Origin of the sequence: Nocardioides sp. TRM66260-LWL (assembly GCF_020075545.1) — a bacterium.
Lineage (GTDB): Bacteria > Actinomycetota > Actinomycetes > Propionibacteriales > Nocardioidaceae > Nocardioides.
Genome location: NZ_JAIQZK010000002.1, coordinates 367,011 through 381,122 on the forward strand (window position 1 = coordinate 367,011; position 14,112 = coordinate 381,122).

Annotated in this window: 12 protein-coding genes; 5 read left to right on the top strand and 7 right to left on the bottom strand. The window is 73.9% G+C overall.

Annotation, left to right across the window (positions count from 1 at the left end; genetic code table 11):
* The first annotated feature begins 26 nt into the window (after positions 1 to 26).
* On the top strand, positions 27 to 908 hold the full coding sequence (locus K8Z61_RS08230; protein ID WP_224128317.1) for a helix-turn-helix transcriptional regulator: 882 nt from the start codon (positions 27 to 29) through the stop codon (positions 906 to 908).
* On the opposite strand, the gene K8Z61_RS08235 is transcribed toward K8Z61_RS08230, so the two are convergent.
* From K8Z61_RS08235 to nrdR, 5 genes are all read right to left on the bottom strand, one after another.
* Positions 815 to 2,014 (bottom strand): glycosyltransferase family 4 protein, encoded by a 1,200-nt coding sequence (locus tag K8Z61_RS08235; RefSeq protein ID WP_224128319.1) that lies wholly within the window; start codon positions 2,012 to 2,014, stop codon positions 815 to 817. The genes K8Z61_RS08230 and K8Z61_RS08235 overlap by 94 nt on opposite strands.
* A gap of 137 nt (positions 2,015 to 2,151) precedes the next feature.
* Positions 2,152 to 3,546 (bottom strand): NAD(P)-binding protein, encoded by a 1,395-nt coding sequence (locus tag K8Z61_RS08240; protein ID WP_224128321.1) that lies wholly within the window; start codon positions 3,544 to 3,546, stop codon positions 2,152 to 2,154.
* Positions 3,547 to 3,579: 33 nt separating this feature from the next.
* Positions 3,580 to 3,984 (bottom strand): hypothetical protein, encoded by a 405-nt coding sequence (locus tag K8Z61_RS08245; protein ID WP_224128323.1) that lies wholly within the window; start codon positions 3,982 to 3,984, stop codon positions 3,580 to 3,582.
* 138 nt (positions 3,985 to 4,122) lie between these two features.
* Positions 4,123 to 6,984: a vitamin B12-dependent ribonucleotide reductase gene (locus K8Z61_RS08250; protein WP_224128325.1), complete on the bottom strand. Its 2,862-nt coding sequence runs from the start codon at positions 6,982 to 6,984 to the stop codon at positions 4,123 to 4,125.
* A 247-nt stretch (positions 6,985 to 7,231) separates the two neighbouring features.
* Positions 7,232 to 7,720: a transcriptional regulator NrdR gene (nrdR, locus tag K8Z61_RS08255; RefSeq protein WP_224128327.1), complete on the bottom strand. Its 489-nt coding sequence runs from the start codon at positions 7,718 to 7,720 to the stop codon at positions 7,232 to 7,234.
* Between the two features lie 334 nt (positions 7,721 to 8,054).
* Between nrdR and K8Z61_RS08260 the strand changes: the two genes are divergently transcribed.
* From K8Z61_RS08260 to K8Z61_RS08270, 3 genes are all read left to right on the top strand, one after another.
* Positions 8,055 to 8,417: a hypothetical protein gene (locus K8Z61_RS08260; protein WP_224128329.1), complete on the top strand. Its 363-nt coding sequence runs from the start codon at positions 8,055 to 8,057 to the stop codon at positions 8,415 to 8,417.
* Between the two features lie 143 nt (positions 8,418 to 8,560).
* Entirely contained in the window at positions 8,561 to 9,712 is a 1,152-nt protein-coding gene (locus tag K8Z61_RS08265) for an acyl-CoA dehydrogenase family protein (protein WP_224128331.1), read from the top strand.
* 34 nt (positions 9,713 to 9,746) lie between these two features.
* Positions 9,747 to 10,889 (top strand): acyl-CoA dehydrogenase family protein, encoded by a 1,143-nt coding sequence (locus K8Z61_RS08270; protein ID WP_224128332.1) that lies wholly within the window; start codon positions 9,747 to 9,749, stop codon positions 10,887 to 10,889.
* A gap of 77 nt (positions 10,890 to 10,966) precedes the next feature.
* Here K8Z61_RS08270 and K8Z61_RS08275 read toward each other — a convergent pair whose 3' ends face one another.
* Positions 10,967 to 11,563: a class I SAM-dependent methyltransferase gene (locus K8Z61_RS08275; protein ID WP_224128334.1), complete on the bottom strand. Its 597-nt coding sequence runs from the start codon at positions 11,561 to 11,563 to the stop codon at positions 10,967 to 10,969.
* Positions 11,560 to 12,396 carry a tRNA pseudouridine(38-40) synthase TruA gene (truA, locus tag K8Z61_RS08280; protein ID WP_224128336.1) on the bottom strand — a complete coding sequence of 279 codons (837 nt, stop codon included), beginning with the start codon at positions 12,394 to 12,396 and terminating at the stop codon, positions 11,560 to 11,562. The genes K8Z61_RS08275 and truA overlap by 4 nt, the downstream gene beginning before the upstream one ends.
* Before the next feature lie 27 nt (positions 12,397 to 12,423).
* Here truA and K8Z61_RS08285 point away from each other — a divergent pair, with 27 nt between their 5' ends.
* A complete protein-coding gene (locus K8Z61_RS08285; protein WP_224128338.1) occupies positions 12,424 to 14,112 on the top strand; it encodes an FAD-dependent oxidoreductase in 1,689 nt (562 codons plus the stop codon).

Consider the following 14,112-nt stretch of genomic DNA (forward strand, 5'->3'; position numbering starts at 1 on the left):
CCGTCCGCGATCCGGAGGAGCCCAGCGTGACCGACCGAGCCGGCCTGGCGCAGTTCCTGCGACTGCGCCGCGAGGCCCTGCAGCCCGAGGACGTCGGCCTGCCCCGCGGGCAGCGGCGGCGCACGACGGGTCTGCGCCGCGAGGAGATCGCGGCGCTGTGCCACATGTCGACCGACTACTACACGCGCCTCGAGCAGGAGCGCGGCCCGCAGCCCTCCGAGCAGATGATCTCCGCGATCGCCCAGGGCCTGCACCTGTCGCTCGACGAGCGCGACCACCTCTTCCGGCTGGCCGGCCACCGCCCGCCGCCGCGGGGCGCCGAGAGCCGTCACGTCGGCCCGGGGCTCCAGCGCATCCTCGACCGCCTGGTCGACACCCCGGCCGAGATCACCACCGAGCTCGGCGTCACCCTGCGCCAGACGCCGCTGAGCGTCACGCTGGTGGGCGATCGCACGCGGCACGCCGGGCCCGAGCGCAGCCTCGGCTTCCGATGGTTCACCAACCCGGCGTCCCGCCTGCCGCACCACCCCGACGACCACGAGCACCTCTCGCGGCTCTACGCGTCGGGACTGCGGGAGGTGGCCGCGCGCCGCGGCCCGGGATCCGAGGCGGCCCGGCTGGCCGAGCTGCTGCTGACGCGCAGCGCCGAGTTCCGGTCGCTGTGGGAGCGTCACGAGGTCGGCGTCCGGCCGCACGACACCAAGCGCTTCGTGCATCCCGAGGTCGGGACGCTGGAGCTGCAGTGCCAGACCCTCCTCGATCCCGAGCAGTCCCAGCGGCTGCTGGTCTACACCGCCCCGCCGGGCTCGGAGGCCTACGAGCGGCTCGCGCTGCTGGCCGTCCTCGGACCGGTTCCGCCCGCCGCCTCCAGCAGCACCGCCTCCCAGCGCGGCAGCACCTCCGCGTAGGAGAAGTCGGTGGCCCGCTCGTGGGCCGCGGCCCCGAGCCGCGTCCGCAGGGCCGGGTCGTCGGCGAGCCGGACGATCGTCGCCGCGAGCATGCCGACGTCGCCGGGCGGGACGCGCAGCCCGTCGCGTCCGTCGGTGACGATCTCGGCGGCTCCCCCGGCGTCGGTGACGACGACCGGGCGTCCCTGCGCCATCGCCTCCACGATCACCTGCCCGAACGGCTCGGGCCGGACGCTGGTGTGCAGCACGGCGTCGTGCTGCGCGAGGCGGGCGACGACGTCGTCGACGTGCCCGTGCAGGTGCACCCGCTCGGCCAGGCCCTCGGCGGCGATCAGGCCGTGCAGGCGCTCGACGTGGTCGGCGTCGGACTCGAACAGGCTCGCGCCGTACAGGTGCAGGCTCAGACACAGGTCGGGCCGCGTGCGACGCAGCGCCGCGAGCGCCCGCAGCGCCACGTCCTGGCCCTTCCACGCCGTGAGCCGGCCGACGAGGGCCAGCGAGAGCTCGCCGGGCCGGGTCGCCGGGAGCGCGGGGGCGACGGGCGGCACGTCGGTCGGGCACGGCAGGGCGACGGCGCGTCCGCGGGCCCGAGACGGCAGGCCGTCGCGGGTCCAGGCGGAGTTGGCGATCAGCCGCGTGGCCGTCAGCGACGCCGTGCGCAGCAGCGTCCGGTTGGCGGCGGAGTAGGTGGCGGCGTCGAGCCGCTCGTGCACGTGCATGACGGCGGGCAGGCCGAGGCTGCGGGCCACCGGCAGCCCGAGCACGTGCGCCTTCGCGCTGTTGGTGTAGACGACGTCGGCCTGCGCGGCCTGCAGTCGCGCGCGCAGCCGGGCGACCGTCGGCGCGAGCCCGCCCACCGACCGCGCGAGCCGCGCGAGGGACGCGTGCCCGCCCACGCCGGCCGCGTCCTCGTCGAGGCGGACGACGTCGATCTCGACGCCCGTGGACTCCAGTCTGCGCACCAGCGGCCCGTCCTCGGTGAGCACGACCAGCGGGTCGATCGCCTCGGTGCGCGCGAGCATGCCGGCCAGGTAGAGCTCGGCGCCCGAGAGGGCGGCGCTGTGGCCGAGGAAGACCACGCGGGGCATGCGCGGAGGGGAGGTCATGGGGTTCCTCGTGGGAGCGGGAGGGGGCCGCGGGGAGGCTCGCGCCACTCTAGGCGGCCGCGCGGTCGGCGTGCGTGCATCCTCCGCGTCGTGGCGCCCACGACCTAGGTCGACGGCGGGTCGCCGGGCCGGCCGGACTAGACCGACGCCCAGCCCGCGAGCCGCTCGACGGCGACGTCGCGGTGACGCGCGATCCGTGTCAGAGCGTCCTCGAGCGCCGGGGTGCGGTCCGCTTCGGGCACGCGTCCGGGGTTGATCGCGACGCCCGACGCCCACGCGCGGATGTCCGTCTCGGCGCCCCAGGCCGCCGCCGAGCGCAGGCCGCGCGCGTTCATGTCGGCCCAGTCCTCGAGCCGGTCGCCGAACGGGACGGGGTGGCACAGCGCGTTCCTCGTCGCGTCGTCGTCGCGGGTGGCCTCGACGTAGCCGACCAGCGCCGCGCCGAAGCACGGGAACCCGGCGCGCACCGGCTGGAGGGTGATCCGCTCGGGTGACCACACCGGCAGCAGGGGCGGGTTGCGCAGCCCGTCGGCGGCGCAGTGGACGACCAGCGCGTCCGGACCGATCTCGACCGTGCCGTCGTCGCAGAGCAGCCGGCCGTCCTCGACCCGCCGCACGTGGCCGAGCCGGACGACGTCGGTGATGCTGCGCAGCAGCTCCAGCTCCCAGCGGCCGAGCGTCGGCGCCTTGGCCATGGTGGGCCGACGGGTCGGGTCGAGGCGCAGCATGACGCCGGCGTCCTCGAGGTGCCGCAGCAGGTCGTCGAGGGTCGCCGCCGACGCCGCGCCCTCGACGATCTCGGCGAACATGCCCTGGTAGACCTCCGGCACAGGCTGGATGCGGGCGCGGTCGAGCATCCACGGCTCGCGCGGCCGCACCCAGGTGATCGCGTCGGGGTCGACGCCGTGCCGCAGCAGCCACACGCAGGCGTCCGTGGCGGTCTTGCCGGATCCGACCACCACGTGACGCCGGGCCGGCCCGGCGTCGGGGAGGTCGTTGACGGCCACCAGGCGCGCGCCCGCCCCCACCTCAAACGGCGGCGGCACCTGGCTCGGGATCCGCGGCGCGACGTACCGCGCGTCGACGACCCGCGCGCCGGGCGCCACGCGCAGCTCGGCGTCGTCCTCGAGCCGCCGCACCCGGAGGTCGCCCCCCTCTCCCGCGGCGCCGCCGATCACCTCGTGCCCGCCGAGGAACCGCACCCGGCCGGTGCCCTCGAGCCGGCGCAGCACCCGGGCGTAGTAGTCGGTGATGTCGGCGGCGGTCGAGCGCACCTGCAGCCCCGCCTCCGGACCCTCGGTCTGGAGCTCCCCGCCGCCGAGCACCTCGGAGGCGACGCCGTAGAAGCACGCCGCCTGGTGCAGCTGGACGAACGGGTACGCCTGCAGCCAGTGCCCGCCCGGCGCGTCCTGTCGATCGACGAGCACCACGGTGGCCCCGCGGTGGTCGACCAGCGTGTCGACGAACGCCATCGCCGACGCGCCCGCGCCCACGACCAGGTAGTCGGCCTCGATCACGTCATGCGGGGTCATGCCCCGATCGAACCACCCGGGCGATGCACACGGTCAGGCGATCGCGCCCAGGTCGTCGGGAGCCGCGACCCACAGCGCGGTGTCGTGGGCCAGGTGCACCGGCCAGGCGGACGCGCGCGCGAGCGTGCGCGCCCAGGCCAGGTCGCCGTCCCGACGGCCTCCGCCGGGCCGGGCGTAGAGGAAGGCGACGTCGCGACCGTCGCCGAGATCGGCGAGATCGGCCAGGACGTCGGCCATGATCGCCAGGTCGGCCGGCGTCGGGTCGGCCGGGAGATCCTCGAGCTTGGTGGCGTGACGGCACTGACCCCTCTCGAGAACCAGCAGCCACACCTGCGGCGCGGCGAAGCCGAGCGGCTCCATCAGGCGGCGCCAGAGGCGCTCGAGGTCGGCGGCGGTGCGCACCACGGGAAGGTCATCGGGGGTCTGGGTCTCGTTCATGCGGTCCAGCCTGGGCCGGGCGGGCCCCTCCGCGCCGCGCTCCTCCACAGGCGGCTCGACGCACCGCGTCGGGGACCGGAACGGGACCGGGCCGGCCTCCCCGAGGGGAGACCGGCCCGGTCGTGGCTCAGCCGAGGATCAGCTGCAGCCGGAGGTGCTGCCGCAGCCCTCGCACACGTGGCACGAGCCGGCGGGACGCATCTTGGTGCCGCAGGTGAAGCACAGCGGGCTGTCGACCGCGGTGCCGGTGATCTGCTCGAGCAGCTCGGCGGAGGTGTGGGCCTCGCCGGCGTCGGCCTGCGGGACTTCGAGCACCTCGACCCGCGGAGCCGGGGCGGGCTCCGGCTGGACCGAGGCGGACTCGATCAGCTCGGCGGCCGAGCCGGTCTCTCCGGCCGGCTCGTAGGAGCCGGTGTCGAGGTAGCGCTGACGCTCGTCGGCCGAGAAGATGCCCAGGGCCTGACGCTCCGCGAAGGGCAGGTAGTCGAGCGCGAGGCGACGGAACACGTAGTCCATCAGCGACTGCGACATCCGGACGTCGGGGTCGTCGGTGAGACCGGCCGGCTCGAAGCGCAGGTTGGTGAACTTCGAGACGTAGGTCTCCAGCGGGACGCCGTACTGCAGGCCGATCGACACCGCGATCGAGAACGCGTCCATGACGCCGGCCAGGGTCGAGCCCTGCTTGCCGAGCTTCAGGAAGATCTCGCCGAGGGTGCCGTCGTCGTGGGCGCCTGAGGTCAGGTAGCCCTCGGCACCGCCGACGGTGAACGACGTCGTGCGCGAGGCGCGCGACTTCGGCAGGCGCTTGCGGGTGGGCGCGTAGACGACCTTCTCGACGACGGTCGGCTCCGCGGCCGCCTCGACGGCGACCTCGTCGTCCTTCTTCTCCGCCTTGCCGTCCGACAGCGGCTGGCCGACCTTGCAGTTGTCGCGGTAGATCGCGGTGGCCTTGAGGCCGAGCTTCCACGACTGGAGGTAGACCTCCTCGATCTCCTCGACCGTGGCCGTCTCCGGCAGGTTGACGGTCTTGGAGATCGCGCCGGAGAGGAACGGCTGGCAGGCCGCCATCATCCGCACGTGGCCCATCGGCTTGAGCGCGCGCTGGCCCATGGCGGTGTCGAAGACCTCGTAGTGCTCCCGGCGCAGGCCGGGGGCGTCGACGACGTGGCCGTTCTCGGCGATGTAGGACACGATCGCCTCGACCTGCTCCGGCTGGTAGCCGAGCTTCTTCAGCGCCCGCGGGATCGTCTGGTTGACGATCTGCATCGAGCCGCCGCCGACCAGCTTCTTGAACTTGACCAGCGAGAAGTCCGGCTCGATGCCGGTGGTGTCGCAGTCCATCATGAAGCCGATGGTGCCGGTGGGCGCGAGCACCGAGGCCTGCGCGTTGCGGAAGCCGTTGGCCTTGCCCAGCTCGACGACCTTGGCCCACTCGGCCGTGGCCAGCTTGTGGGTCTGGGCGTCGGCGATCGAGATGGGACGCACCGCGTCGTTGGCCACCTGGTGCTTGCGCATGACGCGCTGGTGGGCGTCGGCGTTGCGGGCGTAGCCGGCGTAGGGGCCGACGATCGCCGCGAGCTCGGCGGAGCGACGGTACGAGGTGCCGGTCATCAGCGAGGTGATGGTCGCGGCCATGGTGCGGCCGCCCTCGGAGTCGTAGCCCAGGCCCATCGCCATCAGCAGCGCGCCGAGGTTGGCGTAGCCGATGCCGAGCTGGCGGTAGTCGCGGGTGGTCTGGCCGATCGGCTCGGTCGGGAAGTCGGCGAAGCAGATCGAGATGTCCATCGCGGTGATGATGAACTCGACCGCCTTGCTGAACAGCTCGGCGTCGAACGTGTCGTCGTCCTTGAGGAACTTCAGCAGGTTCAGCGACGCCAGGTTGCACGAGGAGTTGTCGAGCGACATGTACTCCGAGCACGGGTTGGACGCGGTGATGCGCCCGGTCTCGGGGTTGGTGTGCCAGTCGTTGATCGTGTCGTCGTACTGCAGACCCGGGTCGGCGCACTCCCACGCAGCGGTGGCGATCTTGCGGAACAGGTCGCGGGCGTCGACGCGCTCGATGACCTCGCCGGTCTTGCGGGCGCGCAGGCCGAAGTCGGTGCCCTCCTCGACGGCGCGCATGAACTCGTCGCTGACGCGCACGGAGTTGTTGGCGTTCTGGTACTGCACCGAGGTGATGTCGGCGCCGCCGAGGTCCATGTCGAACCCGGCGTCGCGCAGCGCGCGGATCTTGTCCTCCTCGCGCGCCTTGGTCATCACGAACTCCTCGATGTCGGGGTGGTCGACGTCGAGGACGACCATCTTCGCCGCGCGACGCGTGGCGCCGCCCGACTTGATGGTGCCGGCGGAGGCGTCGGCGCCCCGCATGAACGAGACCGGGCCCGAGGCGGTGCCACCGGAGGAGAGGAGCTCCTTGGAGGAGCGGATGCGCGAGAGGTTCAGGCCGGCGCCGGAGCCGCCCTTGAAGATGAAGCCCTCCTCCTTGTACCAGTTCAGGATCGAGTCCATCGAGTCGTCGACGGAGAGGATGAAGCAGGCCGAGACCTGCTGCGGGCTGGGCGTGCCCACGTTGAACCAGACCGGGGAGTTGAACGAGAAGTACTGGTGCACCAGCAGCCAGGTGAGCTCGTGCTCGAAGATCTCGACGTCGGCCTCGGTGGCGAAGTAGCCGTGCTCGCGGCCGGCCTTCGTGTAGGTCTTCACGACCCGGTCGATGATCTGGCGCAGGCTCCACTCGCGGGCGTCGGTGCCGACCGCGCCGCGGAAGTACTTGGTGGTGACGATCGTGGAGGCGTTGACCGACCAGAAGTCGGGGTACTCCACGCCGCGCTGCTCGAAGACGGTCTCGCCGGTCTTCCAGTTGGTCTGGACGACGTCGCGCCGCTCCCAGGTGATCTCGTCGTAGGGGTGGACGCCCTCGGTGCTGAAGACCCGCTTCAGGGTCAGGCCGCCGGCGCGCTCGCTCGCGCTGGGCTGCCCGCCGTTCACCGTCTCGGTCATGCGCTGCTCTCCTTGGTCCCGGGTGGTCGGTGGTGCTCTGGGGTCGTGCGGGGGTCGTGCGGGGTGTCGTGCTCGGTGGTGCTGCGTGCTGCGGGGTGGGATCCGGATGCTGCCGGACGCCGCCGACATTCCTGATCGGGCGGCCCGCTCCGGTGTCCCGACGGGGCCGGGCGCACCGGCGCGCCCAGGGAAGCGGGAGTGGTGCGCCCGGCAGGCCGCTTCCCCACGGCCTGCCGGGCGGTCGGTGTCAGCCGGTGGCGGCTGAGGCGGGGACGGACGAGGCGTCGGAGACGCGCTCGGCGCGCATCGCGGCGATCTCGTCCTCGAAGTCGGCGGCGGACCCGAAGGCCCGGTAGACGCTGGCGAACCGGAGGTAGGCGACCTCGTCGAGCTCGCGCAGCGGCTTGAGGATGGCCAGCCCGACCTCGTGGGCCGCGACCTCCGCGGCGCCGCTGAGCCGGAGGGCGTCCTCGACCTCCTGGCCCAGGCGCGCGAGCTGGTCCTCGGTGACCGGTCGGCCCTTGCAGGCCTTGCGGACGCCGGCGACGGCCTTCTCGCGGACGAACGGCTCCGTGGCGCCCGAGCGCTTCACGATCGTGAGCTGCATCAGCTCGACGGTGGTGAACCGCTTCGCGCAGGACGAGCAGGTGCGACGACGCCGGATCGAGCCGCCGTCCTCGGCCACGCGCGAGTCGACGACGCGGGTGTCGGTGCCACGGCAGTACGGACAGTGCACGGGACCCCTCCTCCGGACCTCGCCTGTGGGCCATGGGCCCCTCGCCTGTGAATAACCAGCAGTCGTCTGTGGGTCATCCCGCATCCGGATGTGAACTAGATGTGGATAACTACATGCTTGTAACTACTAGATGTTGTGGCAACCGTAGCCGCGGGTCGCCCTCGGCGCAACACCGTCGGGCCATCGGATCGTGACCGGGCTCACGTCGCCGCGAACCCGCAGGTCAGGACCGTCGCCGCGGCGCGAGGACGACCTCGGGCGACCACCCGATCGGCGTGGCGCAGGCCCGCGCGTCCCGGTCACGGGACCTTCCGCGAGGGCCCACAATGGGCCCATGAGCGGTGGTGGACGACGGGCGGCGCCCCGCCGGTCGCGCCCTCGCGCGCCGCTCGCGGCACGCCTCCCCCAGCTCGGCCTCTCCGCCGGCGTCACGGTGCTGCTCGTCGCCTGGGGCTACCTGGTCTTCCTCGCCATCGACCTCGGCGACCGCGCCCGCCGCGGCACCGAGGACGCCGCGCTCGCCTGGCTCCTGCTCGCGCTGGCCACCGTCGGGGCGGTGGCCTGCCTCTTCCTCGTGCTGCTCCTCGGCACCCGGCTGTGGCGCTCGCTCACAGCCCCGCCGGGCCGTCCGGACGCCCCGCGCGACGACCGTCCGGACGAGCCACGGCCCCCGGGCGGCCGCCGCGCCGCGCGCTGACGCCGGCCCCGGCCCGACCATCTGACAGACGCTCCTGTCAGTCCTTGGTGCGCCGTGGTGAGATCAGAGGTGGGAGCCGTCACTCCGCGCTCCCGCCGAGCCCCGACCGACCCGGCCCACCCGACCGTCCCCCAGGAGGACGCATGCGCCTGCAGTTGTCCGACGAGGACCGCGAGCTCCGCGACGAGCTGCGCGACTTCTTCACCACCAAGGTCCCCCAGGAGATCCGCGACGACGTGCGCGCCGGCCGCGAGCTCACCCGCGACCAGATCGTCGAGAGCATGCGCGTGCTCAACTCCGCGGGCCTGGCGGTGCCCCACTGGCCGGTCGAGTGGGGCGGCAAGGACTGGACCGAGCTGCAGCGCCACATCTGGCACGAGGAGCTCCAGGCCGCGTGCGTCCCGGTGCCGCTGGCGTTCAACGCCACGATGATCGGCCCGGTGATCGCCCACTTCGGCTCCCAGGAGCTGAAGGAGCGCTTCCTCCCCGCTACCGCGAACCTCGACATCTGGTGGAGCCAGGGCTTCTCCGAGCCCGACGCCGGCTCCGACCTCGCCTCGCTGCGCACCACGGCGGTGCGCGACGGCGACCACTTCGTCGTCAACGGCCAGAAGACCTGGACGACGCTCGGCCAGTACGGCGACTGGCTGTTCACGCTCGTGCGCACCGACCCGGACGTGAAGAAGCAGGCCGGCATCTCGATGCTGCTCATCGACATGACCACCCCGGGCCTGGAGGTCCGCCCGATCCAGCTGATCGACGGCGGCCACGAGGTCAACGAGGTCTGGTTCACCGACGTGCGCGTGCCCGCGGAGAACCTCGTCGGCGAGCTCAACAGCGGCTGGACCCAGGCGAAGTTCCTGCTCGGCAACGAGCGCGTCGGCGTGGCCCCCGTCGGCGCGACCAAGCGCAACCTCGCGCGGGCCAAGGAGCTCGCCGGACGGCAGCTCGACGACCCGCTGGTCGCCGCGCGCTTCGCCGAGCTCGAGAACGAGCTGCTGGCCCTCGAGCTCACCGCGCTGCGCGTCGTGGCCGACTCCACCGACGGCGCCCCGCACCCGGCGTCCTCGGTGCTCAAGCTCAAGGGCACCGAGCTCCAGCAGGCGGTCTCCGAGCTGACGATGGACATGGCCGGCCCCGCGGGCCTGGCCTCGGGCGCCGGCGACGACAGCGCCCTGCCCGAGTGGACCCACCTGGCGACGCCCACCTACCTCAACCTGCGCAAGGCGTCGATCTACGGCGGCTCCAACGAGGTGCAGCGCCAGATCATCGCCAAGACCATCCTCGGGCTCTGACCCGCCGACGACGCAGAAGACCCAGGAGACGACCATGGACTTCACCTACGACGACGAGCAGGACGCGCTGCGCGAGGCCGTGCGCGGCCTGGTCGGCAAGGCCTACTCCGACTTCGAGCACCGCCGGCAGACCGTGCTGGCCGAGCCCGGCTACTCCGAGGACCTCTGGCGCCAGCTCGCCGAGATGGGCATCCTCGGCCTGCCCTTCGCCGAGGCCGACGGCGGCTCCGGCGCCGGACCGGTCGAGGTCGCGATCGTGGCCCAGGAGCTCGGCCGCGTGATCGCCCCCGAGCCGTTCCTGGCCAGCATCGTCCTGGCCGGCGGCCTGGTCTCGGCCGTCGGCACCGCCGAGCAGCGCGCGGACGTCCTCGGCGCGCTGTCCTCCGGCGAGCGCTTGGTCGTGCTCGCCCACGCCGAGCCCGGCTCCGGCCGCGCGAACGCCGCCTGCGAGGTCACCGCCACGCAGGACGGCGACTCCTGGACGCTCACCGGCATCAAGGAGCCCGTGCCGCACGGCGCCCGCGCCGACCAGCTGGTCGTCAGCGCGGCCCTGCCCGGCGGCGGCACCGGCCTGTTCCTCGTCGACCCGTCCGCGGACGGCGTGGAGCGCACCGGCTACGCCGCGTTCGACGGCACCCGCGCCGCCAAGGTCGCGCTCGCGTCGGCGCCCGCGACGCCGCTGGGGGAGCCCGGCGCCGACGTCGAGGGCAGCATCGCGACGGTGCACGACATCGCCCGGATCATCGCCGGCAACCAGGCCGTCGGCGCCCTCGAGACCGCCCTGCGCACCACCACGGGCTACCTCACCAGCCGCAAGCAGTTCGGCGTCACGCTCAACACCTTCCAGGCGCTGACCTTCCGCGCGTCCGACATGTACGTCTCCCTCGAGCTCACCACCTCGCTGGTGCTGTGGGCGACGATGGTGCTCGCCGAGGGCGACCCGCAGGCCGTGCACGCCGCGGCGGCCCGGGCGGGCCTCCAGGTGGCGCGCGCGAGCCGGCACATCGGTCAGGAGGCCATCCAGCTGCACGGCGGCATCGGCGTCACCGCGGAGTACTCGATCGGCTCCTACACCGCGCACCTGCAGGCTCTCGAGCAGCTGCTCGGCGACGCCACCTTCCACCTGCGCACGCTGGCGGGCACGGTGGCCGAGCACGGCACCCTCGAGCCGGTCTGAGCCGACTCCCCGCTCCGTCCGACGGGCCCGATCACCGCACGGTGGTCGGGCCCGTCCTCGTCGCGAGGTCGACGCGGTCAGCCCCTGCGCACCTCGAGCACGCGGAAGCCCTTGGCGCTGGCGATCCGCGCGGCCGGCAGGCCCTGCTCCCCCAGCCAGCGCTGCAGCGAGTCCGCGCCCAGGTTCTTGCCGACCACGAGCACCGCACGCCCCTCGGGCGTCAGCCGCGGCAGCCAGCGCAGCAGCAGCGCGTGCAGCGCCTCCTTGCCGATGCGGATCGGCGGGTTCGACCAGATCTCGTCGAACTCGCCGTCGGGCACCTCGTCGGGCAGCGCCGCGGTGACCCGCTCGGCCAGGCCGAGCCGCTCGGCGTTCTCGCGGGTCAGCGCGAGGGCGCGCTCGTTGACGTCGACGCAGGTGACGTGCGCGGCGGGGTCGCTGGCGGCGATCGCCAGGCCGATGACGCCGTAGCCGCACCCGAGGTCGAGCACGCGGTCGGCCCGCGGCGGCTCGGTCTCCCGGAAGAGCACCGCGGTGCCGACGTCGAGGCGGCCCTGCGCGAAGACGCCGGAGCCGCTCACCAGCGCGAGGTCGCGACCCCAGACCGAGGCGGTCAGCGGCGCGCGCTGGAACGGCACCGACGGGTCGGCGGTGAAGTAGTGCTCGTCGCTCATCGGACGACCTCCTCGGCGCTGCGGCGGGCCCGGGTGCGCGTCGCCCGGTCGGCCAGCTCCGCGTCGTCGGGGTAGGCGACCTCCTCCAGCGTCAGCCCGTGGGCGTGCACGACGCCGATGGACGACGACCGCTCGCCGACCGTGAGCATCTCCCCCGCCCAGGCGACCGGACGCCGACCCTCGCCGATCGCGAGCAGGCAGCCGACCAGCGAGCGCACCATCGAGTGGCAGAACGCGTCGGCCCGCACGTGCCCGACGAGCACCCCGGACGGCTCGCGCTCCCAGGTCAGCACCTCCAGGGTGCGGATCGTGGTGGCCCCCTCGCGACGCTTGCAGAACGCGGCGAAGTCGTGCCGGCCGACCAGCAGCGCGGAGGCCTCCTCCATCGCGGCGACGTCGAGCGGACGCGGCCAGGCGAGCACGTGCCCGCGCCGCAGCGGGTCGAGGGCCTCGGGCCGGTCGGCGACCCGGTACGCGTAGCGCCGCCAGAGCGCCCCGAACCTGGCGTCGAAGCCGTCCGGGGCGACGCGCAGCCCGCGCAGCACGACGTCGTCGGGGAGGATGCCGTTGAGCCGGCGCAGCAGCCGCTCGGCGCCGCCGTCGGCCTCGCAGTCGGCCCAGGTCGCGGCCTCGAGGTCGACGTGCACCACCTGGCCCCGGGCGTGCACCCCGGCGTCGGTGCGGCCCGCGCACACGGTGGCCGGCGCGGCGTCGAGCCGCAGCGCCGTGGCCAGCGCCGCCTCGAGGGTGCCCTGCACGGTGCGCAGGCCGGGCTGGGAGGCCCAGCCACGGAAGTCGGAGCCGTCGTAGGCGAGGTCGATCCGGAGCCGCACCGCACCATCCTCCCGTACGGTGGCGAGGTGACCGAGGCCCCCACCCCCGTCAGCGCGTCCCGACCGCCCGCGCTCGTCCTCGTCTCCGGCGATCACCTCGACGAGCTGGTGGCCGCGTTCGGACGCTACGCCGCGGAGTACGCGGTCCACACCGCGCGCGACTGCGTGGAGGCCTGCGAGGTCACCCGGGCGCTGCGGGCCGAGGGCGTCCACGTGGCGCTGTTCGTCACGACCTCGACGCTGCCCGACGCGCACGTGCTCGAGGCGATCGGACGCTGGCGGGCGCTGGTGCCCACGGCACGCCGCGTCATCGCCGCGCACTGGGACCGCTTCCTCGCCGACGCGTCCGCGCTGCGCCCCGGCATGGCGTCCGGCAAGTACGACGCCTACCTGCTGCTGCCCCGCGGCACCCGCGACGAGGAGTTCCACCACGCCGTCACCGACCTGCTGAGCGACTGGGGCTCCACGGTGCCCGACCCCGAGGTCGTGGCGGTCAAGATCGTCAGCCCGCACCGCGACGGCGCGGTGCTCGCGATCCGCGACTACCTCGACCGCATGGGCATGCCGCACCGCGTCTACGACCCCGACTCCGACGCCGGCGTCGCCGTGCGCGCGCACTTCCCCGACGACGCGCCCTACCCGCTGGTGTGGTCGGCGACCCGGGCGGCCATCGCCGGGGCGACCGTGCGCGCCGTCGCCACCTCCATCTACGGCGTGCCCGGCGAGATCCGCGTCGACGGCGTCGTCGACGTCTGCGTGGTCGGCGCCGGCCCCGCGGGGCTCGGCGCGGCCGTCTACGCGGCGTCCGAGGGGCTCGGCTGCGTGGTGCTGGAGTCGGAGGCGATCGGCGGCCAGGCGGGCACCAGCTCGATGATCCGCAACTACCTCGGCTTCCCCCGCGGCATCTCCGGCATGCGGCTGGCCATGCGGGCGCGCAACCAGGCGCTGCGCTTCGGCACCGAGTTCAACACCGGCTGGCCCGTGGCCGCGCTGCAGCGCGAGGCCGACGGCACGCTGCGGCTGCGCACCGACGGCGGCGACGTGCGCGCCCACACCGTGGTGATCGCCAGCGGGGCGGCGTACCGGGCGCTCGGCGTCCCGGCGATCGAGGACCTCGTCGGCGCCGGCGTCCACTACGGGGCCGCGCTCACCGCGGCCCGCGAGATGGAGGGCCGCGACGTCTACGTCGTGGGCGGCGGCAACTCCGCCGGCCAGGCGGCCGTGCACCTGGCGCGGTTCGCCCGCTCGGTGACGATCGTCGTCCGCCGCGCGGGCCTCGAGGCCACCATGTCGAGCTACCTGATCAACGAGATCGCCCAGAACCCGATCATCCACGTGCGGCCGCGCACCGTCGTCGCCGACGGCGGCAGCGAGGAGGGTCGCCTCGCCTGGCTCGACCTCGCCGACCACGAGGCCGGCACCACCGAGCGCGTCGCGGCCGACGGGCTCTTCCTGCTGCTGGGCGCCGACCCGTGCACCGACTGGCTCTCGGACGAGGTCGCGCGCGACGACCGCGGCTTCGTGCTCACCGGACGCGACGTGCCCCGCGACCTCTGGGTCGACGGCCTGCCGCCGGAGAGCCTCGCCACCAGCGTCCCGGGCGTCTTCGCGGTCGGCGACGTGCGGGCCGGGTCGATGAAGCGGGTCGCCGCCGCGGCCGGCGAGGGCGCGTCGGTGGTCTCGCTCATCCACGCCCACCTCGCCGGCGAGGACTGA